A 20,231-nucleotide genomic window follows, 5' to 3' on the forward strand; every position below is an offset into this window, starting at 1 on the left:
CTCATCGTCCTCGCCAACGCCCTGATCCGGGACGACCGGAAATGGGCCGAAATCAACCCTTGATCAAAACGGATACTATTGATGCTGACGCTCGATCTGACGAACGCGCCGCGCTGGCATGACCTCGCGCCCGGCGTCCGGGTGCAGCTGCGCCCGCTGACCACGGCGCTGATGGTAGCGACCCGCAGCGATCCCGCCGTCGAGGTGGTGCCCGAGGAGGCAGCGGACGAGGAACGCGCCGTCGCCTTCGCCAAGGCGCTTGCCCGCCGCGCGGTGCTTGCCTGGGAGGGCATCGGCGACGCCGAAGGCAACCCCATCGATCCGAGCCCCGAGGCCATCAATGCGCTGCTCGACGTCTGGCCGATCTTCGAGGCTTTCCAGCTGACCTATGTCTCCAAGGGTCTGCTGCTGGAACAGGAAAAAAACGTCTCCGCGCTCTCGCCGAATGGTCCTTCGGCGGGGGCGAGCGCTATTGCGAAGTGTGTGCGCAAGCCTGCCCGGACTGCCCGGCGCGGCTGAACCGTCCGGAAACTCCGGAGGGTTGGCAGGTCTGGGACCTCGTCGGCCGTCTCGGTGGCCAGCTGCGTGTCCTGCCCGGCGCGGTGATCGGGTGGGACATGTCGGCGGCGCTGGCGCTCGGTGACGCGCTTGGCGTGCCGCCGCTCGCCATGGCCGAACTGCTGCCCGTCATCGAAGCGGTGATGGTCGCCAAACTCAACGAACAGATGGATCATTCCCATGGCGGAAAAACGGGTTAGCGTCCGCCTCGCGGCCGTGGGCGGACGGCAGGTGCGCGCCGAACTGGAGGGCGTGGGCGAGGCCGGGTCGCGCGGTTTCGGGCGGCTCAGCCGCGAGATGGAGGCGGCCAACGCCCGGCTCGCGGCTTTCTCGCGCCGGGTCCGGGTAGCGGCAGCCGCTGCCGTGGCCGCCGCGACCGCCGCTGGCGTGGCGATGATCCGCTCCGGCCTCCAGACCGTCGATGCGCAGGCCAAGCTCGCGCAGTCGCTGGGGACCACGGTCGCCTCGATCCAGACGCTGGAGCGCGCGGGCGAACTGGCGGGCGTGTCGATGTCCGGGATCGAACAGGCCACCAAGGATCTGACGCGTCGGCTCAGCCAGGCGGCCGCAGGGACCGGCCCCGCCGCCGATGCGCTGGACCGGCTGGGCCTTTCCGCCAACGAGCTGATCGCCCTGCCGCTGGACCAGCGCGTCGGCGCCATCAACGCCGCCATCGAAAGCTTCGTGCCCGCCGCAGAACGCGCGGCTGTCGCAGGCCAGCTTTTTGGCGAGGAAGGCTCCATTGCCATGTCGCGGATCGACACCGCGACGCTGCGCCAGGCGACGGAAGACGTCCTCGCCTTCGGTGTCGTCGTTTCCGAACAGGATGCCGACCAGATCGAGCGCACGAACGATGCCATCTCCCGGCTCGGACTGATCTGGCGCGGTCTGTCGAACCAGCTCGCCGTCGCCGCAGCGCCTGCGCTCGAGGCCCTCGCAAACGCCATGGCTGCGGTCGCGAGCCGCACGGGTCCGCTCGGCATCGCGATCCGCGGGCTCTTCGACAACATCGGCCGCCTGACCACCTATGCCGCCACCTTCGCCGCGTTCCTCGCGGGACGTTGGGTCGCCGGCATGGCCGCTGCCGCGCTCTCGGTCCGTGGCCTCGCCACAGCGCTCGTCCTTCTGCGCGGCGCATTGATCCGCACCGGCATCGGGGCGCTGATCGTCGGCGCGGGCGAGCTCGTCTACCAGTTTACCCGTCTCGTCTCCGGCGCGGGCGGCTTCGGCGAGGCGATGTCGCTCCTGAAGGACCTCGCGGTCGAGGTCTGGGAGCGGATCAGGATGGGCGCCGCTGCGGCGGGCGCGGCCGCCACGGCGATGTTCTTCGACCTGAAGGCCGACGCCGCGTCGGGCATGCAGAGCGCCATTGAGAGTGTCGTCGGATTCGGCAACACCGCGGCGAACACCTTCGAAGGCGCCTACGAGGCGATCAAGGCGATCTGGGGTCTGCTGCCCGCCGCCATCGGCGATCTGGCGTTCCAGGCGGCCAACAGCCTCGTCGACGGCGTCGAGGCGATGCTGAACGGCGTGGTCTCGCGCATCAACGGCTTCATCGGCGGCATCAACCAAGGGCTGGAAGCGCTCGGGTCGGAGCGCCGCATCTCGCTGGTGCCGGACCTCGACCTCGGCGAGATCGAGAACCGCTTCGAGGGCGCGGCCAGTGCCGCCACGACGGCGGCGCAGGCGGCCTTCGACCGGGCCTTCGAGGACAACCCGCTCAGCGCGCCCGATCTCGGCCTGACCGAGGCGGCGAACCGGGCGCTCGAGTCCGCGAATGTCTACCGCAGCGCCGCGCGCGATCTCGCCGAGGGCGCTCGCGCGCCCCTCGAAAGCTGGCAGGCGCTGCGCGATGCGGTGCGGGGTGCCGACGAAGCCAGTGCCGATGTATTGACCGAGGCCACCAGCGCGGCCGAGCGGCTGGAGACGGCGCTCGGCGATGCCGGACGCGCCGCCACGGGTGCAGGTGCTGCGGCCGGAGCTGCTGCTGCGGTAGCGGAGCCCGCGACCGAGGCCGCCGTCACCGGCTGGCAGGCCGTCACCGCAGCGCTCTCCAACTACGCCAGCAAGGCCCGCGACATCGGCGGTGACATCGGCCAGAGCCTCGTCGGCGCATTCCAGTCGGCCGAGAACGCGGTGGGCCAGTTCGTGAAGACCGGCAAGCTGAACTTCCGCGACCTCGTCACCTCGCTGCTGGCAGGTCTCGCCCAACTGGCCGCGCGGCGTTTCATCCTCGGGCCGATAGCCAATGCGCTCTCGGGCGTGTTCTCCGGCGCGGGCGTTCGCGGGGCTTACGCAGCCCCACTGGGGCCACGGTCCCCGCTCACCTACGCCAACGTCCTGCATGCGGGCGGGATGGTCGGATCGGCTGGGCCCTCGCGCATGGTCCCGGCTATGGCCTTCGCCGCCGCGCCCCGGATGCACGGTGGCGGCATGGCCGGACTTCGCCACGACGAAGTGCCCGCGATCCTGCAGCGGGGCGAGCGCGTGCTGTCCCGGCGTGAGGCGCAGAGCTACGGCACAGGCGGCGGCGTCAACGTCACCATCATGGCGCACGACGCCGAGAGCTTCCGCCAATCCCGCACGCAGGTGGCGGCCGACATCGCCCGCGCCGTCTCGCTCGGGCGGAGGGGCATGTGATGGCGTTCCACGAGGTCCGGTTTCCCGACAACATCAGTCGCGGCGCGCGGGGCGGGCCGGAGCGGCGCACGCAAATCGTCGAGCTCGCCTCGGGCGACGAGGAACGCAACGCCAGCTGGGCCAACTCGCGCCGCCGCTACGACGTCGCCTACGGTATCCGCCGCGCGGACGATCTCGCAGCCGTCGTCGCCTTCTTCGAGGCGCGCAACGGGCGGCTGCACGGCTTCCGCTTCAAGGACTGGGGCGACCACAAGTCCTGCCTGCCTTCGGGCACGCCGTCGCCCAGCGACCAGGCGATCGGCACCGGCGACAGCGCGACGACCGCTTTCCAGCTGGTCAAGCGCTATGCCTCGGGCGCGCAATCCTGGACGCGCGCCATCGCCAAGCCGGTGGCGGGCACCGTGCGCATCGCGCTCGCCGGGGTCGAGCAGCCCTCCGGCTGGTCGGTCGATACCACGACCGGCGTCGTCAGCTTCAACGCTGCGCCGGGCGCTGGCGTCGCGATCACCGCCGGCTTCGAGTTCGACGTGCCGGTCCGCTTCGACACCGACGTGCTCGACGTGACGCTCGACCTCGAACGGCTCGGCTCGATCACCTCCATACCGCTTCTGGAACTGCGCCGATGAAGACCCTCGTTCCCGCCTTTCAGGCCCATCTCGACGAGGGCACGACCACGCTCGCCTGGTGCTGGCGGATCGCGCGTGCCGACGGCACGAGCTTCGGCTTCACCGACCACGACCGGACGCTCACCTTCGATGGCGTCAACTTCGAGCCAGAAAGTGGGCTGACCGCCTCCGAGGTCCGCTCGGGCTCGGACCTGTCCGTCGATGCGCAGGATGCCGAGGGCGTGCTGACCTCCGACCGCATCACCGAGACCGACATCCTCGACGGCCGCTGGGACAATGCCGAGGTCGAGGTCTGGCGGGTGAACTGGGCCGACACGAGCCAGCGTGTGCTGATGCGGCGCGGCGCCATCGGCCAGATCCGGCGCGGGAGGCTGGCCTTCGTCGCCGAGGTGCGATCGCTCGCCCATGTCCTCGGCCAAACGGTCGGGCGGACCTTCCAGGCGACCTGCGATGCCGCGCTCGGCGATGCGCGCTGCGGCGTCGATCTGGAGGACCCCGCCTTCAAGGGCACGGGCGCCGTGATCGACCTTTTGCGCGACCGCGCCTTCACCGCCTCCGGGCTCGGAGGCTTCGCCTCTGGCTTGTTCACCTTCGGGACCATCGCATGGACCAGCGGCGCGAATGCGGGGCGCAAAGCTGAGGTGCTAGGCCATGACGTGACCGACGGCGTCGCCGTGCTGACCCTGCTCGAAGCGCCGGTGCGCGCTATCGCCGAGGGTGACGGCTTCACGATCCGTGCAGGCTGCGACAAGCGCATGGAGACCTGCGGGGCCAAGTACGCGAACATCGCCAACTTCCGCGGCTTTCCGCACATCCCCGGCCAAGACGCGGTTCTCCGCTACGCCACGAAGGACGGCGGCCACGAGGGGTCCGTGCTGTGACCTCCGCCGATCCCTCCCGCGTCATCGCCATTGCGCGCTCCTGGCTCGGCACGCATTACCACGACCAGGCCAGCCTTCGCGGCGTCGGCTGCGACTGCCTTGGCCTCGCCCGCGGCGTTTGGCGCGAGGTCGTCGGCCCCGAGCCGTTCCCGATCCCACCCTACAGCCGCGACTGGGGCGAGACCGGACCGCGCGAGGTGCTGGCCGACGGCGCGCGCGCCATGATGATCGAGGTGTTGCCCGCCGAGGCTGGTCCCGGCGCGCTGGTGCTCTTCCGCATGAAGCCTCGCGCCATCTCAAAGCATGTGGGCATCCTGACCGGGCCTGCCACCTTCCTCCACGCCTATGAGCGGCTCGGCGTGATCGAGGAACCCCTCACGCAATCCTGGCGGCGGCGCATCGCCTTCGCTTTCCTGTTCCCACAACGCTGAGACCCCGACATGGCCACCCTCGTTCTCGGCGCGGCTGGCGCCGCCATTGGCGGCAGCATCGGCGGAGCCATCCTCGGTGTCAGCGCCGCCACCATCGGCGGCTTCATCGGCTCCACCATCGGCTCGGTCGTCGACAGCTGGATCATCTCGTCGCTGGCGCCCACGCAGCGCATCGAAGGCGCGCGGCTCGACACGCTGCGCATCACTTCCGCCACCGAGGGCGCGGTGATCCCGCGGCTCTATGGCCGGATGCGGATGGGCGGCAACATCATCTGGGCGACCGATTTCCGCGAGGAGACGAAGACCACCACGCAGGGCGGCGGCAAGGGCGGCGGGGGCGGCAAGGTCAAGACGACCGAGTATCTCTATTACGCCTCCTTCGCCGTGGCGCTCTGCGAAGGCCCGATCACCGGGATTGGCCGCATCTGGGCCGATGGCAAGCCGATGGACCTCTCCGGCGTCACCTGGCGCTGGTATCCGGGCGACGAGGCTCAGGGCCCCGATCCGTTCATCGCGGCGAAAATGGGCGCGGCCAACACCCCCGCCTATCGCGGCACCGCCTATGTCGTCTTCGAGGAACTGGCGCTCTCGACCTATGGCAACCGCCTGCCGCAGCTGTCCTTCGAGGTGTTCCGGCCGCTCGCCGATCCCGACACCGCCGAGGGGCTGACCTGCGCCGTCACCATGATCCCGGCCTCGGGCGAGTTCACCTATGCCACGCAGGCGATCCGCAAGACCGATGGCGGCGCGACGGTGCCCGAGAACCTGAACGCGCTGGCCGACTCCACCGACATGGTGGAGGCGCTGGACCGGCTGCAGGCCATGGCCCCGGCGGTCGAGAGCGTCAGCCTCGTCGTCGCGTGGTTCGGCGACGATCTGCGGGCGGGATCCTGCAAGGTGCGGCCCGGCGTCGAGGTGTCCGCGAAGTCGACCACGCCTGCCAGTTGGTCGGTCAACGGCGTCAGCCGCGCCAACGCCTTCCTCGTCAGCCGCGACGACCAGGACCGCCCCGTCTATGGCGGCACGCCATCCGACTTCGCTGTGGTGCAGGCGATCCAGGAGATGAAGGCCCGCGAGCTGCGGGTGACATTCTATCCCTTCATCCTGATGGACGTGCCGCCGGGCAACACGCTGCCGAACCCGTATTCCGACGACGCCGCCGAGACCGGCCAGCCCGCTTTCCCTTGGCGGGGGCGGATCACCTGTTCGCCGGCGGCGGGCTATGCCGGGACGGTGGACAAGACCGCCACGGCCGCGACGCAGGTCTCGGCGCTGTTCGGCGCGGCGACGCCCGCGAGCTTCAGCGTCTCGGGCCAGTCGGTTTCGTGGACCGGCGCGCCCGGCGACTGGGGCCTGCGCCGCATGGTGCTGCACTACGCTCATCTCTGCGCGGCGGCGGGCGGTGTCGATGCGTTCCTGATCGGGACCGAGATGCCCGGGCTCACGACGATCCGCTCGGGCGCCAGTACCTATCCGGCGGTCCAGGCCTATCGGGACCTGCTTGCGGATGTCCGTTCGATCCTCGGGTCCGGGACGAAGATCGGATATGCCGCCGACTGGTCGGAATACTTCGGGCACCAGCCGGGTGACGGCAGCGGTGACGTGTTCTTCCACCTCGACCCGCTCTGGGCCGATCCCGAGATCGATTTCGTCGGGATCGACAACTACATGCCGCTCTCCGATTGGCGTGACGGGTTCGAGCACGCGGACGCGGCCGAGGGCTGGCCCGCGATCTACGACCGCGCCTACCTGCAGGGGAACATCGCAGGCGGCGAAGGTTTCGACTGGTTCTATGCCAGCGCGGCCGATCGCACCGGGCAGGTGCGGACCCCGATCACCGACGGCGCGGCCAGCAAGCCTTGGGTCTTTCGCTACAAGGATCTGCGCGCCTGGTGGTCGAACCCGCACTACGACCGCCCGGGCGGTGTGGAGAGCGGCACGCGGACGGCATGGACGCCCGAGTCCAAGCCGATCTGGTTCACCGAACTGGGCTGCCCGGCCATCGACCGGGGCACCAACCAGCCGAACGTCTTCTTCGATCCGAAGTCGTCGGAGAGCTTCACGCCGCATTTTTCGCGGGGCTGGCGCGACGACGCCATCCAGCGCGCCTATCTCGAGGCGACGTACCTCTGGTGGGGCGATGCCGCGAACAACCTACTGTCCTCGGTCTACGGCGGCCGGATGGTGCATGTGCCGGAATGCGCCGCCTGGACCTGGGACGCGCGGCCCTATCCGTTCTTTCCCGCGCTGACCGACGTCTGGACGGACGGGGCGAACTGGCGGCTCGGCCACTGGCTGACCGGTCGGCTGGGAGCGGTGTCGATCGCGGCGCTGGTCCGGCACCTTTGCCTGCGCGCTGGTCTGCCCGAAGCCCACATCGACGTCTCCGGTCTCTGGGGCGCAGTGGAAGGCTACGCGATCACCGCGCTCGAAAGCCCGCGCGCCTCGATCACCACGCTGTCGCGCCACTTCGGCTTCGACGCGGTCGAGACCGAGGGGGTGATCCGCTTCATCATGCGCGGCCGGGCCTCCGTCGCGACCCTCGCACCCGATGATCTGGTCGCGGCCCGCGAGGGCGACGTGCTGGAACTGACGCGCGGCCAGGAGACGGAGCTGCCGCAGGCGCTGAAATGGCAGGTCGCCCGCGCCGACGAGGACTACGACGCCGCCCTCGTCGAGGCGCGGCGCATCACGGTGGACACGACCCGGATCGCGTCCGAGTCCTTCCCGATGGCGGTGCCGCCCGAGGAGGCCGAGCGACGCTGCCGCCGTGCGTTGATGGAGGCTTGGGTGGGGCGCGAGACCGCGGCGTTCCGTCTGCCGCCCTCGCGCCTGGCGCTCGATCCGGCAGACGCGATCCGGCTTGCGCATGACGGGCGACTGGTCGATCTGCGGCTCGTCTCCATCGCCGACGCCGAGGCGCGCGGCATCGAGGCGGTGCGCCAGGATCGGGCGACCTACGACCTGCCGCCCGGCGATCCGCGCGCGGCGTCGCTTACGCGCGCCGTAGTGTTCGGCGCGCCGGACGCGGTGCTGATGGACCTGCCGCAGCTGACCGAGGACCAGCCGGCGCATCGGCCCCTCATTGCGGCGCACGCGGTTCCCTGGCCCGGCGAGATGGCGGTGTTCCGCAGCCCCTCGACGGACGGGTTCGAGCTGCTGACCACCTTCGGCAGTCGCGCCCGGAAGGGGGCGCTGGTCTCCGACCTCTACGCCGGGCCCACCTCGCGCTTCGACCTCGGCAATGCTCTGGTCGTCGATCTGCTGACCGGCACGCTGGAGAGCGTCACCGACCTGACGCTGTTCGGCGGGGCGAACGCGCTGGCGGTGGAAACCGCGTCGGGCGTCTGGGAGATCGTGCAGGCGGGCGCGGCGGAACTGCTCGCGCCCGGCCGGTATCGCCTGACCCGGCTCCTGCGCGGCCAGCGCGGCACCGAAGGTGCGATGGGCAACCCGGCTCCGGCAGGCGCACGCGTGGTGGTGCTGGACGATAGTCTCGCGTCCCTGCCGATCGCGGAGGCCGATCTCGAGCTGCCGTGGAACTGGCGCATCGGTCCGGCGAGCCGCCCAGTCAGCGACGAAACCTATGTGGCGCAGTCCTTCACGCCGGCAGGCGTTGGGTTGCGGCCGTTCTCGGTCGCTCATGTCGAGCAGCCGTGGCGCACACCGCGCACGCCTGGCGATCTGACGATCCGCTGGACGCGCCGGTCGCGCGTACTCGCAGCCGACAGCTGGGGCGGGCTGGAGGTGCCGCTCGGAGAAGAGCTCGAAGCCTACGAGGTCGAGATCCTCGATGGCGCGACGGTCAAACGGGTGCTGAGCGTGACCACCACCAGTGCGGTCTACACCGCCGCCCAGCAGACCGCCGATTGGGGCAGTCCGCTCGACCCCGGCGACACGCTCGACATCCGCATCTTCCAGCTCTCGGCCCTCGTCGGGCGGGGCGCGCCCAAGACTGTCACGCACTTGTTCTGAAGGCCTTTCCCATGTCCGACGCCACGACCCATCTCCTGCTGCCCTACATCCTGGCGGCGCAGGCCCAGAAACACGTTACCCACAACGAGGCGCTGCGGCTCCTAGACGGGCTCGTGCAGCTCTCGGTGATCGACCGTGACCTCACCGCGCCGCCCGGGTCTCCCGCCGATGGCGACCGCTACATCGTCGGCTCGGGCGCAACGGGCGACTGGGCGGGCTGGGACCTGAACGTCGCGCTCTGGACCGATGGCGTCTGGCTGCGCCTGCCGCCCCGGTCCGGCTGGCGGGCTTGGGTCGAGGACGAGGGACTGTTGCTGGTCCATGACGGCGCGGGCTGGGTCGGAACTACACCCACGGCGCTGCAGAACCTCGCGCTCCTGGGGCTAGGCACCACCGCCGATGCGTCGAACCCGTTCTCGGCCAAGCTGAACGCCGCGCTCTGGACGGCGAAGACCGTGGCCGAGGGCGGCACCGGCGACCTGTTCTACACCATGAACAAGGAGGCGGCAGGCGACGATCTCGGCCTGACCCTGCAGACCGGCTTCGTGACCAAGGCGCTGGTCGGCCTCTTCGGCTCGGACCGCTTCCGCCTGGCAGTCTCCGCCGACGGCAGCACCTTCTTCGACGGGCTCAGCGTCGACAACGCCACCGGCATCGTGGACCAGCCCCGGCTGCCCCGGTTCAAGGCGTACACCAACTACGACAACTACGTGGGCGTGGGGACCTGGACGAAGATCGGCCTCAACAACACCGACTACAACGATCAGGGCGCGTTCGACGCCGGGAACAACCACTTCGTGGCGCCCGCGGACGGCACCTACCTCTTCGGCGCGACGCTGCTCTACAAGATCAACGCCAGCGCCACGGCCCGCATGCGCGGGCGGCTGGTGCTGAACGGCACGACGGAAATCCGCGGCTCCCTCGGCGAAATCTCCGCCACCCATGTCTCGCTCGCCACCGCGATCTGGCTGCAGACGATGGTGCCGCTGACCGCGGGCGATACCGTCGAGATGCAGGGATATTTCCGGGTCGCGGACGGCTACTTCGCGGCCGACCACACGTCCTTCTGGGGCTGCAAGATCGGCTGAGCGGCGCAAGGAGGACCCGATGAACCCACCCCGATCCGAGGGCTACGTCCGCATGCCCGACGCCGAGTTCGAGGCGATCCTGACCCGGGCGGCCGAGGAAGGTGCAAAGCGCGCGCTCGCCGATGTCGGCCTCGACGGCGACGAGGCCGCGCTCGACATCCGGGATCTGCGCTCCCTGGTCGACTGCATCCGGCTGGTGCGCCGGACCGCCATGCAGACCGCGGTCCGGATGATCACCACCGGCGTCATGCTGGCGCTGCTCGCGGGCATCGCGATCAAGCTGAAGATCTTCGGCGGCGGCCCGTAGCCGCGCCCCATCCCCTTTCATCGGCCCGCAATGACCCGCCCTCGAGGCGGGTTTTTCGTTTCTGGAGGACCCCATGACCACGACCTTCTACGACCACTGGCGCGACGTGCCGGAGAGCACCTGGCGCTGGCCCAACTTCAGCCCTGCCGAGATTGCCTGCCGGGGCACCGGCAAGCTGCTCGTCAACGAACCCGCGCTCGACAAGCTGCAGGCGCTGCGCGACCTGCTGGGCAAGCCGCTGATCGTGCGTTCCGCCTATCGCAGCCCCGAGCACAACCGCGCCGTCGGCGGCGCGACCCGCTCCAAGCACCTCGATGGCGCCGCCTTCGACATCGCCATGGCGAACCACGACCCCGTGGCCTTCGAGGCGTCGGCGCGGGAGGTCGGGTTCCTCGGCTTCGGCTTCTACCCGCGCTCCGGCTTCATGCACGTCGACCTCGGTCCCGCGCGTCAGTGGGGCGAGCGGTTCCCGGTCCGGGCGACGGCATTTGCAGCCGAGTCGCCGCCCGCGCGCGAGGTGCTGGCCGACAGCCGCACAATGAAGGGGGGTGGCGCGGCGGGCGTGGCGACGCTGGGTGCGGCCGGCGTCGAGGTTGCGCAGAGCGTCCTCGCCGAGACCCAGACCGCCATCCTGCCGCTCGTGCCGTATCTCGACACGCTTCGATGGGTGTTCATCGCCGTGGCGCTCGGCGGGATCGCGGTCACGATCTACGCCCGCCTCGACGACTGGCGGCGGGGGCGGCGGTGATCTCCGGGCTCCTCGCCATGCTCGCCGGATCGTCATGGGCGCGCGCGGCGCTTCGCTACGGCGTCACCGCCCTCGCGGTCCTGCTGTTCCTGCTGGCCCTGCGCGGCTCCGGGGAGCAAGCGGGACGCCTCGCCGAGCGCCTTGAAACCACGGAGAAGGCCAATGACGTGCAACGCCAGATGCTGGAAGCGGCGGCTCGCCGTCCTCGCGATCGCAACGATCTCGCTGACCGGCTGCGCGACGGTGAGTTCTGAGGACGGGAGGCTCGCGACGTGCCCGCCCGTGGTCGAGTATGGCCGGGAGTTCCAGGCGCGGGCGGCCGAGGAGCTGGCCTTGCTGCCGGAAGGATCGATGATCGCGGAAATGCTGAGCGATTACGCTGTCATGCGGGACCAAGTGCGATCATGCTCTCCGGCAATATGATCAGTGTCCATCCTCCACGTCGGCAGGAACCGCATGCCCATCTGTGTATCGCGGCGTCATCAAGTCCGCTCCGCACTGCCCGGTGCGGTCGGCTCAAAGAACCGGTAGCCAACGCCCGGCTCGTTCAGGATCAGCGTCGGGCTGGACGGGTCGTCCTCGAGTTTCTTGCGCAGCGATCTGACGGTCACCCGCAGGTACTCGACGTTGTCGGTGTGGGCCGGCCCCCAGACTTCGCGCAGGAGGTGGGTGTGGGTCAGCACCTTGCCCGGATGACTGGCCAGCTCCGCCAGCAGCGAGAATTCCTTCGGCGTAAGCCGGGCATCGGCGCCGGACTTGCGAACGCTGTGCGCGTCGAGATCGATCTCGACCGGGCCGACCTTGACCCGCCGCGTGACGCCTGCGCTCCGGTCCGCCCTGCGCAGGCAGGAGCGGATGCGCGCCAGAAGCTCCTCACTGTCGAACGGCTTCGTGACGTAGTCGTCCGCCCCGAGATCAAGGGCGGCGACTTTCTCGCCCGAGCCCTCACGGGCGGTGAGCACGATGATCGGCACACCCTTGTCGCGGAACGGACCGATGAGTTCGAGACCGTCCCGGTCGGGAAGGCCGAGATCCAGGAGCACGAGCCTCGGCTTGGACCTATCGAGAGCCTGAAGCGCCGCCGCGGCGGTCGCCGCTTCTTCGGTGGTGTAGCCGCTTCGCTCGGTGGACACCCGCAGCAACCGACGGATGGGCATCTCGTCGTCGACGATCAGGATGTGCCCGCTCACGCTATGTCCTCCATCGAGAGCTGGACGATCGCCTCGGGCGGCATCCGGATCGTGAACCGCGAGCCGCCACGCTGCCGCCGCGCCGCCTCTACTGTGAACCCCATCGCCTGAGCAAAACCCTTGACGATGGCGAGCCCGAGCCCCGAACCGCCGGTGCGGTCCGAGGTCTCGCCACGTGCGAAGCGGTCGAAGATGCGCTGTTCGCTACCCTGGGGGATGCCGGGGCCCCGGTCGAGCACGTCGATCACCGGGCCGCGCCGTCCCATGCGCGCGACTACCTCGATCGGTTCCTCCTCGGGCGAATACTTCACCGCGTTGTCGATGAGGTTCAGGATCGCATGGTGCAGCAGCACGGCGTCCGCGCGGACGAGCGGGAGGTTCGGATCGATCGATGTCTGCACCTTGCGGCCCTCCAGCGGCCCGGCGAGGTCGGCTATGGCCGAGGTGATGGCGTCCGTCAGATCGATGGGCTGCAGATCGGGGGTGACCGCGCCTTCCTCGATCCGGGTCAGGTCGAGCAGGTCGGAGAGGAACCGGTTCAGCCGCCGCGCTTCGCTGCGCACCGTCTCGACGAGTTCGGCGTCCTCGCCGCTGGAGGACAAAGCCTCGGCCGCGGCCGTTACAGCCGTCAGCGGTGTCCTCAGGTCGTGGCTGAGGGAGGCCAGGAGGGCTGCACGCAGGCTGTCGCGCTGGCGCACCACCTCCATCTCGCGCATGTCCGTCTCGAGCTTGAGCCGCTCATGGGCGAGCGCGGCCTGGTCGATCAGGCTCTCTGCAAGCGCGGCCCGCTCCGTCGGTACGGCGTCGCGGCCTGAGGGGCTGCGCAGCCCGAGGACCGCCAGCGTGCCGAGCGAGGTCTTGAGCGGGCGGAATTGCCAGTCGCTCGCGGTGAGTGTGTTCGTGCCGCGCCCCGCGGCTTCCCCATGCTCAAAAGCCCACTCGGCAGCCGCCCTGTCCACAGGGCTGAGTTCGGGCTTCGTCTGGCCGGAGGCGGTGATCTTCACGCCATCTCCCGATCCATGCAGGATCATCGTCTGCACGACGAGGATCGAGCGGATTTCGTCGCAGACGATTCTCGCCGTCTCGGAGGTGTCGGACGCCGCTCCAAGCCGTGTCGCGAACCGGGCGAGCGCCGCGTTCTCCCGCGCGCTGCGCATCGCAAGCGCCGCCGCCGCCCGCGCCTGCGCGGCGAGCTGGCCGGTGAAGATTGCCACAATGACGAGCAGGATGGCCGTGATGATATTGGCAGGGCCGTAGATGATGAAGGTGTAGAAGGGCGGCAGAAAGAAGAAGTTGTAGGCGATGCCTGCGGCGATGGCCGCCACAAGTCCCGACCGGGAGCCGAAGAAACTCGCGCTCGCGATCACCGGCACGAGGTAGAGCATGTCGATCGGGCCGCGGCTGATCCAGTCCTGCGCGAAGAATAGCACAAGGGTAGTGACGCCGACTGCTCCGAGCGCCACGGCATCCCCGGTGAACGGCGCTGCGGGCAGATAGCGCCGCCAGCTATCCGCCCGGCGCTCCTCGGCCAGCGGCACGACATGCACAGCAACGCCGCTGGTCCTGTCGATGAGGTCCTTCACGATCGAGCGCCGAAACGGCGGGAAGCCCCGACCACCGTGGCGTGAACTGCCGATGACCAGTTGCGTCGCCCGCATCTCCCGACACTGGGCTACGATGGCCTCCTGCACGGAGGTTGCGGGGACCGACTGGAGCGTGGCGTCCAGGGACGAGGCCAATGCCAGGGTCCGGGCGAGCTGCGTCTTTTCCGCATCGCTGCGCCGAGCGGCTGACGGAGTTTCGACATAGAGCGCGACCATCGGCGCCTTGAGGGCATCCGCGAGCCGCTTCGCGGCCCGGACGACCTGCTCGCCACCGGCCGCCTCGGAGATCGCCACCAGAACCCGCTGACCGCCGCCGAAGCCGTCCTTGCCGGTGACGCTCTGGTGTTCCTTGATTCTCGCGTCGACGTACTGGGCCGCATGGCGCAAAGCGAGCTCGCGGAGCGCGAGCAGGTTGCCCTTGGAGAAGAAATGGTCGAGCGCCTGGCGGGCCTGGTCGGGCACATAGACCTTGCCCGCCTCCAACCGGACGATCAGGTCCTCCGGCGGCAGGTCGATCAGCTCGATCTCGGCGTTCTCGAACACCTTGTCCGGAACCGTCTCGCGCACGCGGACATGGGTGAACGAACCCACCACGTCGTTCAGGCTCTCGACATGCTGGATGTTCACCGTAGTCATCACGTCGATGCCCGCGGCGAGCAGTTCCTCGATATCCTGCCAGCGCTTGGGGTGCCGGCTGCCCGGCGCATTCGTGTGTGCGAGCTCGTCGACCAGGACGATCTTCGGCCGCCGCTCGAGGACGGCGTCTATGTCCATCTCGGTCAGCGTCTGACCCTTGTAGACGAGCTCCTTCCTCGGAATCACGGGGAGCGGCGCGACGAGGGCTTCGGTTTCCTTGCGGCCATGGGTCTCGACGATGCCGATGACCACGTCCTTGCCCGCCTCGCGTTTTTCGGCGCCTTCGAGCAGCATCTCGTACGTTTTCCCGACGCCGGGTGCGGCGCCGAGAAAGATCTTGAGCGTGCCACGCCCTTCCCGTTCCGCTTCACGGAGCAATGCATCTGGGGAGGGGCGCGTTTCTTCAGTCATGGGAACACCTTATTCGGTGACCGCCGGAGGAGCCAGTTCCGCATCGAGTGCGAGGTTGAGTTCCAGGACGTTGACGATGCGGCCTTCGGTGAAGAAGGCGCCGGGCGCGTAGGCCATGTCCCGGACGACCGCAGTGACCACCGAGGGCGCAACGCCCCGGGCCTCAGCCACCCGTGGCGCCTGGAACAGAGCGCCCTCAAGCGAGATGTGGGGGTCGAGTCCGGCACCGGACGCAGTGACGAGATCGGCCGGGATCGGCCGCTCCTCGGTGGCGCCGCCATGGGCGGAGATCAGGGCCGCGGCCCGTTCGGCCAGCTCCGGGTTCGCCGGGGAGAGATTCGACCCCCCGGCACCGGCTGCGTCGTAGTCCACGGCCGAGGGACGGGGCCAGAAGTACTCCGGCGACGCGAACGCTTGGGCGATCAGCCGGCTGCCGACGATCTCGCCTTCCGCGTTTGTGACGAGCGATCCGTTCGCGGTGGCCGGGGTCACGGCTTGCGCGAACCCGAGGATGAGAGCGGTGTAACCCGCCACGCAGATGGCCATTGTCGCAGCTGCGACGCGCAGGCCGGAAATGAAGTCTGACATGTGCGTTTCTCCTGTTTCAGCCGCTCAAGGCAGCGAGAAGTGTTCGGCGAGGGGCCCGAGCGCCGCTGCCGGAAGGAAGGTGAGTGCGCCGAAGATGACGACGGTCAGCCCCAGCATGGTGCCGAAGGTGGCATCCTCCACGCCGAGCGTGCCGGCGCTCTCGGTCGCGCGCTTCTTGGCCATGAGGCTGCCCACGATCGCGAAGGGCAGGATGATCGGCAGGTAGCGGCCGAGCAGCATCACGATCCCGGTCGCGATGTTCCACGGACCCGACCCGTCGCCGAGGCCCTCGAAGCCCGAGCCATTGTTGGCTGCGGCGGAAGAGAACTCGTAGAGGATCTCGGAGAACCCGTGCGCGCCGGGATCCTGCACCGTCGCCTGGCCGAGCGCGGTCGCGGCGAAGAGCGCGGTGCCGCCAAGGATCAGTACAGCGTGGGCGAAGAGCGCGAGGATCGCGAAGCGGACCTCCTTGGCCTCGATCTTGTGGCCGAGATATTCCGGCGTCCGTCCGACCATCATGCCTGCGACGAAGACCGCCACGACGATGTAGAGAAACATGTTGATCATGCCGACGCCCACGCCGCCGAAGGTGGCGTTGAGCCACATGCCCGCCATCGGCATCAGGGCCGTGAGCGGATTGAGGCTGTCGTGCATCGCACCTACCGAGCCGTTCGAGGTAGAGGTGGTCAGCACCGCCCAGAGCGGGCCTGTCGTGGCGCCCAGGCGGAGCTCCTTGCCCTCAAGGTTGCCCGTGTCCTCTGACACCGGAAGTTCGGCGAAGGCGGGCGTCGGCGCGCTCTCGAAGGCGACCGAACCGCCGATCTTCACCAGGATGAACACCGCCATCACCGCGAAGATGACGGTCGCGTGCCGCATCCGTCCGACGATGCGGCCGAACATCCAGACGCAGGCCATCGGGATGAGCAGGATCGCGACCATGGCGAGCGCGTTGGTCCAGAAGGTCGGGTTTTCCAGCGGATGCGTGGCGTTGGGGCCAAAGAAGCCGCCGCCGTTGGTGCCAAGCTGCTTGATGGTCAGGAAGGCCGCGACCGGGCCGCGCGAGATGGTCTGCATCGCCCCTTCGAGCGTCGTCGCGGTCGCCGCGCCTTGCAGCGTCATCGGCATGCCCAACAGGACCATCAGGGATGCGACGACGACGGCCAGCGGCAGCAGCACCAGAAAGCTCGCCCGCTGCACGTCCACGAGGAAGTTCCCGAGGACCGGCCGACCCGCAATTCCGCGCGCCAGTGCCGCCAGCGCGGCGATCCCGGTCGCGGCCGAGACGAACTGCAGCCACATCAGGCCGGCAAGCTGGCTGAGGTAGCTCATCGAGACCTCGCCGGAGTAGTGCTGCAGGTTCGTGTTCGTGGTGAAAGACGCGGCCGTGTTGAACACCAGCGTCGGGTCGAGGGCGCCCCTGTCGTCCGGGTTGAGCGGCAGCCACTGCTGCAGAGCGAGGATCGCGAAGGTCACCGTGAACATGATGACGTTGAAGACGAGCAGCGTGACCAGATAGCGCTTCCAGTCCTGGTCCGCGGACGCGCCGCCGATTGACTGGAACAGTCCGGTCCAGCGGTTGGCCTGGCCGGGCGTGGGGTCCATCGCCCATTTCATGTAGGCGCCGAGCGGTAGCGACAGCAGCGCCGTGCCCCCGACGATGAAGAGAATGACAGATATGTGGTCCATGGGATCAGTCCTTGAAGAGCCGGGTCACGGCGCCGATCAGAGCGGCGAACACGAGGATCCCGAGTGCATATGTGAGAAGGATCATCTGAGGTCTCCTGTCAGGCGAGGCCGAGGCCGGACACGGCCATGTCGATCAGCTTGATGCCGACAAAGGGCACGATCAGGCCACCGAGGCCGTAAATGCCGAGGTTCCGGATTAGCTGTCGGGACGCGCTTTGCGGGCGGTAGGTCACGCCGCGCAGCGCCAGCGGCACGAGAAGCGGGATGATGACGGCGTTGAAGATCAGCGCCGAAAGAATGGCGCTCTGCGGGCTGGCTAGGCCCATCACGTTGAGTGCGCCGAGGCCCGGGTAGAGCGCCACGAAGATCGCCGGCAGGATCGCGAAGTACTTCGCCACGTCGTTCGAGATCGAGAAAGTGGTAAGCGCGCCGCGCGTCATCAGGAGCTGCTTGCCGATGCCCACGATCTCGATGAGCTTTGTGGGGTTGTTGTCGAGGTCGACCATGTTGCCGGCCTCGCGCGCGGCCTGGGTGCCGGTGTTCATCGCGACGCCCACGTCGGACTGTGCCAGCGCAGGCGCGTCGTTGGTCCCGTCGCCGCACATGGCGACAAGCTTGCCGCCGGCCTGTTCCTTGCGGATCAGTTCCAGTTTGTCCTCGGGCGTCGCCTCGGCGAGGAAATCGTCCACGCCGGCTTCGGCCGCGATGGCGGCAGCCGTCAACGGGTTGTCCCCGGTGATCATCACCGTCCGGATGCCCATCCGCCGCAGCTCGGCGAAACGCTCCTTGATGCCGGATTTGACGATGTCCTTGAGGTGGATCGCGCCCAGAAGGCGCGTTCCGTCGGCCACCGCGAGAGGCGTGCCGCCCGCCCGCGCGATACGGTCGGTCAGCGACTTCATCTCGCGAACCGCCGCGGGCTCGAAGGCATGCAGCTTCAGGACGGCATCGACCGCGCCCTTGCGCACCTGGCGGTCGCCAATATTGAGGCCGCTAACACGGGTCTGGGCCGTGAATCCAACCACTTCCGAGCTACCCGGGGCAGCTTCGCCCTTTCCTGCAAGTTCGATGATCGAACGGCCCTCCGGCGTCTCATCGCCAAGCGACGACAGCCGCGCCGCCTCGATCAGTTCGGCATCGCGGATCCCTGAGAGCGGCAGGAACTCGGAGGCCTGCCGGTCGCCGAGCGTGATCGTCCCGGTCTTGTCGAGGAGGAGCGTGTCGATGTCGCCCGCCGCCTCGACGGCTCGGCCCGACTTCGCGAGGACGTTGAAGCGGATCAGCCGGTCCATGCCCGCGATGCCGATGGCCGAGAGCAGCGCCGAGATCGTCGTGGGGATCAGCGCCACGAAGAGCGCGATCAGAACAGGGACAGCGATCGATCCACCGGCGTAGGCGGCGAACGCGGGCAGCGTTCCAACGGCGACCAGGAAGATCAGCGTCAAACCGGTCAGCAGGACCGTGAGCGCAATCTCGTTCGGCGTCTTGGCCCGGCTTGCGCCCTCCACGAGCGCGATCATCCGATCGAGGAAGCCCGTACCCGGCTCGGCGGTCACCTTGACCTTGATCCAGTCGGAGATGACGCGCGTGCCCGCGGTCACGGCCGAACGGTCGCCGCCTGCTTCACGGATCACCGGGGCGCTCTCGCCCGTGATCGCCGCCTCGTTCACGGAGGCCACGCCCTCGATCACCTCGCCGTCGGCGGGGATCAGGTCGCCTGTCTCGACGAGCACGATGTCGTCCTTGCGCAGCTCGCTTGCAGGGACTTCCTTTGTGCTGTCGCCCTTGACGCGCTTGCCTCTCAGTTCGGCCTTCGTCGACCGAAGTGCCGCCGCCTGTGCTTTGCCGCGTCCCTCGGCCAGCGCCTCGGCGAAGTTGCCGAAGAGGACCGTGAGCCAGAGCCAGAAGGCGATCTGGACTTCAAAGAGGAAGTCGCCGCCGGTGACCGCAGTTCGCAGGAGCAGCACTGTCGCGAGGAGCGCGACAGTCGCCGTCGTGAACATGACCGGGTTGCGGACAAGCAGACGGGGATGCAGCTTCGCGAAGCTCTGCCGCAGCGCGGGGCCGACGAGTTCGGCCGCGAAGATGGATTGTGTCGGTTGCAGTGCCATGATGCGCCCCTCAGAACCGCTCGGGCCGCATCAGCACGGCCAGGAGATACACGAGGAGCGTCGCAGCGACGATGCCGCCGAGGACGAGTTCGAAGCCCATGTCTTGGGTCCTCCAGATACAGAATTACGTCCTGTATTTGGACCCGGAGCCCGTAATGGCTCCATGCGGAACTTGGCCTCGCGGCATTAGAGAGGCATAAAAATCTATATTTTACATGCGGTTGCAGAAGCGGCTCGGGAGTGCCGCGCAGTGGAGAAGGTTGGATGTCAGGCCCATCCCCTCCGCCACTTGCCCTCGCGAAAGCGTTCTCCCGATCCGGCTCCGGCCGGATTTTTCCGTTGTTTTAGAGGGTTATACGGGTGGAGCTGAGCACTGGCTTCTGCGCCAGGTGGCATCGAAATGGTCTCTCCGGGCCGATATTCTCCGGACCTCTCGACTTCGCAGATCTGGTGTAGAGCCTGTAAGCTCTTGAAATAGCAGCGAGAAATAGCGGCCTGACCTGAACGCTTCGAAGTCAGTCGCATCCGAGAGACGGAACCGAAGTCGAACCGAACCGCGGACGTTGGTCCGGTGGCCAAGCTACAGACTCCATTTCTTGCTCCGTTTGCCGGCCGAACTTCTGCTGTCTCCTGTCCGATGGCTGAAGCGCCTGCTGGCGGATGCCATGCTGGATGACCTGCCCCCCTTGGGTCCCTCGTTCATAACGAGAGTCTGCGGGTTTGAGATTGGTAGTCTGGGCAGTCTTTCTGG

17 protein-coding genes are annotated in these 20,231 nt (G+C 68.4%); 11 read left to right on the forward strand and 6 right to left on the reverse strand.

The features are described 5' to 3' along the window. Window positions 1-81 precede the first annotated feature (81 nt). The 11 genes from DSD19_RS09485 (at window position 82) to DSD19_RS09530 (ending at window position 11,508) form a co-directional block, all read left to right on the forward strand. Window positions 82-519 carry a hypothetical protein gene (locus DSD19_RS09485; protein ID WP_113669408.1) on the forward strand — a complete coding sequence of 146 codons (438 nt, stop codon included), beginning with the start codon at window positions 82-84 and terminating at the stop codon, window positions 517-519. Between the two features lie 98 nt (window positions 520-617). Next, complete coding sequence (locus DSD19_RS22305) at window positions 618-758, forward strand: hypothetical protein (RefSeq protein WP_023851451.1); 141 nt, start codon at window positions 618-620, stop codon at window positions 756-758. Next, window positions 739-3,198 (forward strand): phage tail tape measure C-terminal domain-containing protein, encoded by a 2,460-nt coding sequence (locus DSD19_RS09490; RefSeq protein ID WP_113669409.1) that lies wholly within the window; start codon window positions 739-741, stop codon window positions 3,196-3,198. The genes DSD19_RS22305 and DSD19_RS09490 overlap by 20 nt, the downstream gene beginning before the upstream one ends. Then, window positions 3,198-3,824 (forward strand): DUF2460 domain-containing protein, encoded by a 627-nt coding sequence (locus DSD19_RS09495; RefSeq protein ID WP_113669410.1) that lies wholly within the window; start codon window positions 3,198-3,200, stop codon window positions 3,822-3,824. Before DSD19_RS09490 ends, DSD19_RS09495 begins: the two co-directional genes overlap by 1 nt. Continuing rightward, entirely contained in the window at window positions 3,821-4,705 is an 885-nt protein-coding gene (locus tag DSD19_RS09500; RefSeq protein ID WP_113669411.1) for a DUF2163 domain-containing protein, read from the forward strand. Before DSD19_RS09495 ends, DSD19_RS09500 begins: the two co-directional genes overlap by 4 nt. Beyond that, window positions 4,702-5,136: an NlpC/P60 family protein gene (locus tag DSD19_RS09505; protein WP_113669412.1), complete on the forward strand. Its 435-nt coding sequence runs from the start codon at window positions 4,702-4,704 to the stop codon at window positions 5,134-5,136. Before DSD19_RS09500 ends, DSD19_RS09505 begins: the two co-directional genes overlap by 4 nt. A gap of 9 nt (window positions 5,137-5,145) precedes the next feature. Beyond that, a complete protein-coding gene (locus DSD19_RS09510; RefSeq protein WP_113669413.1) occupies window positions 5,146-9,111 on the forward strand; it encodes a glycoside hydrolase TIM-barrel-like domain-containing protein in 3,966 nt (1,321 codons plus the stop codon). An 11-nt stretch (window positions 9,112-9,122) separates the two neighbouring features. Then, on the forward strand, window positions 9,123-10,199 hold the full coding sequence (locus DSD19_RS09515) for a DUF2793 domain-containing protein (RefSeq protein ID WP_113669414.1): 1,077 nt from the start codon (window positions 9,123-9,125) through the stop codon (window positions 10,197-10,199). 19 nt (window positions 10,200-10,218) lie between these two features. Beyond that, window positions 10,219-10,506, forward strand: a complete 288-nt coding sequence (locus DSD19_RS09520; RefSeq protein WP_055664086.1) for a DUF6127 family protein — start codon at window positions 10,219-10,221, stop codon at window positions 10,504-10,506. Window positions 10,507-10,579: 73 nt separating this feature from the next. Beyond that, entirely contained in the window at window positions 10,580-11,254 is a 675-nt protein-coding gene (locus DSD19_RS09525) for a D-Ala-D-Ala carboxypeptidase family metallohydrolase (RefSeq protein ID WP_113669415.1), read from the forward strand. Then, the gene (locus DSD19_RS09530) at window positions 11,251-11,508 is read left to right on the forward strand and encodes a hypothetical protein (protein ID WP_113669416.1); all 258 of its coding nucleotides are present in this window, start codon (window positions 11,251-11,253) and stop codon (window positions 11,506-11,508) included. The genes DSD19_RS09525 and DSD19_RS09530 overlap by 4 nt, the downstream gene beginning before the upstream one ends. 228 nt (window positions 11,509-11,736) lie before the next feature. On the opposite strand, the gene DSD19_RS09540 is transcribed toward DSD19_RS09530, so the two are convergent. The 6 genes from DSD19_RS09540 to kdpF all read right to left on the reverse strand — a co-directional run bounded on the left by DSD19_RS09540 (window position 11,737) and on the right by kdpF (window position 19,580). Beyond that, entirely contained in the window at window positions 11,737-12,444 is a 708-nt protein-coding gene (locus DSD19_RS09540; protein ID WP_113669418.1) for a response regulator, read from the reverse strand. Further along, on the reverse strand, window positions 12,441-15,095 hold the full coding sequence (locus tag DSD19_RS09545; protein ID WP_113669419.1) for a sensor histidine kinase KdpD: 2,655 nt from the start codon (window positions 15,093-15,095) through the stop codon (window positions 12,441-12,443). The genes DSD19_RS09540 and DSD19_RS09545 overlap by 4 nt, the downstream gene beginning before the upstream one ends. A gap of 9 nt (window positions 15,096-15,104) precedes the next feature. Next, window positions 15,105-15,683, reverse strand: coding sequence for a potassium-transporting ATPase subunit C (locus tag DSD19_RS09550; protein WP_113669420.1), 579 nt, complete (start codon window positions 15,681-15,683; stop codon window positions 15,105-15,107). 24 nt (window positions 15,684-15,707) lie between these two features. Then, a complete protein-coding gene (kdpA, locus tag DSD19_RS09555) occupies window positions 15,708-17,369 on the reverse strand; it encodes a potassium-transporting ATPase subunit KdpA (RefSeq protein WP_113669421.1) in 1,662 nt (553 codons plus the stop codon). 98 nt (window positions 17,370-17,467) lie between these two features. Beyond that, on the reverse strand, window positions 17,468-19,480 hold the full coding sequence (gene kdpB, locus DSD19_RS09565; protein WP_113669423.1) for a potassium-transporting ATPase subunit KdpB: 2,013 nt from the start codon (window positions 19,478-19,480) through the stop codon (window positions 17,468-17,470). Window positions 19,481-19,490: 10 nt separating this feature from the next. Continuing rightward, the gene (gene kdpF, locus DSD19_RS09570) at window positions 19,491-19,580 is read right to left on the reverse strand and encodes a K(+)-transporting ATPase subunit F (protein ID WP_113669424.1); all 90 of its coding nucleotides are present in this window, start codon (window positions 19,578-19,580) and stop codon (window positions 19,491-19,493) included. Between the last annotated feature and the right edge of the window lie 651 nt (window positions 19,581-20,231).

The organism is Rhodovulum sp. BSW8, assembly GCF_003314725.1.
In the GTDB taxonomy this organism is placed as follows: Bacteria; Pseudomonadota; Alphaproteobacteria; order Rhodobacterales; family Rhodobacteraceae; genus Rhodovulum; species Rhodovulum visakhapatnamense.

What these genes read in the sequence shown, in the direction of transcription:
- kdpF (WP_113669424.1), bottom strand. Translation starts at nt 19,580, where the DNA reads ATGGGCTTCGAACTCGTCCTCGGCGGCATCGTCGCTGCGACGCTCCTC.
- DSD19_RS09500 (WP_113669411.1), top strand. Translation starts at nt 3,821, where the DNA reads ATGAAGACCCTCGTTCCCGCCTTTCAGGCCCATCTCGACGAGGGCACG.
- DSD19_RS09515 (WP_113669414.1), top strand. Translation starts at nt 9,123, where the DNA reads ATGTCCGACGCCACGACCCATCTCCTGCTGCCCTACATCCTGGCGGCG.
- DSD19_RS09510 (WP_113669413.1), top strand. Translation starts at nt 5,146, where the DNA reads ATGGCCACCCTCGTTCTCGGCGCGGCTGGCGCCGCCATTGGCGGCAGC.
- DSD19_RS09485 (WP_113669408.1), top strand. Translation starts at nt 82, where the DNA reads ATGCTGACGCTCGATCTGACGAACGCGCCGCGCTGGCATGACCTCGCG.
- kdpB (WP_113669423.1), bottom strand. Translation starts at nt 19,480, where the DNA reads ATGGCACTGCAACCGACACAATCCATCTTCGCGGCCGAACTCGTCGGC.
- DSD19_RS09550 (WP_113669420.1), bottom strand. Translation starts at nt 15,683, where the DNA reads ATGTCAGACTTCATTTCCGGCCTGCGCGTCGCAGCTGCGACAATGGCC.
- DSD19_RS22305 (WP_023851451.1), top strand. Translation starts at nt 618, where the DNA reads ATGTCGGCGGCGCTGGCGCTCGGTGACGCGCTTGGCGTGCCGCCGCTC.
- DSD19_RS09545 (WP_113669419.1), bottom strand. Translation starts at nt 15,095, where the DNA reads ATGACTGAAGAAACGCGCCCCTCCCCAGATGCATTGCTCCGTGAAGCG.
- DSD19_RS09490 (WP_113669409.1), top strand. Translation starts at nt 739, where the DNA reads ATGGCGGAAAAACGGGTTAGCGTCCGCCTCGCGGCCGTGGGCGGACGG.
- DSD19_RS09495 (WP_113669410.1), top strand. Translation starts at nt 3,198, where the DNA reads ATGGCGTTCCACGAGGTCCGGTTTCCCGACAACATCAGTCGCGGCGCG.
- DSD19_RS09525 (WP_113669415.1), top strand. Translation starts at nt 10,580, where the DNA reads ATGACCACGACCTTCTACGACCACTGGCGCGACGTGCCGGAGAGCACC.
- DSD19_RS09520 (WP_055664086.1), top strand. Translation starts at nt 10,219, where the DNA reads ATGAACCCACCCCGATCCGAGGGCTACGTCCGCATGCCCGACGCCGAG.
- kdpA (WP_113669421.1), bottom strand. Translation starts at nt 17,369, where the DNA reads ATGGACCACATATCTGTCATTCTCTTCATCGTCGGGGGCACGGCGCTG.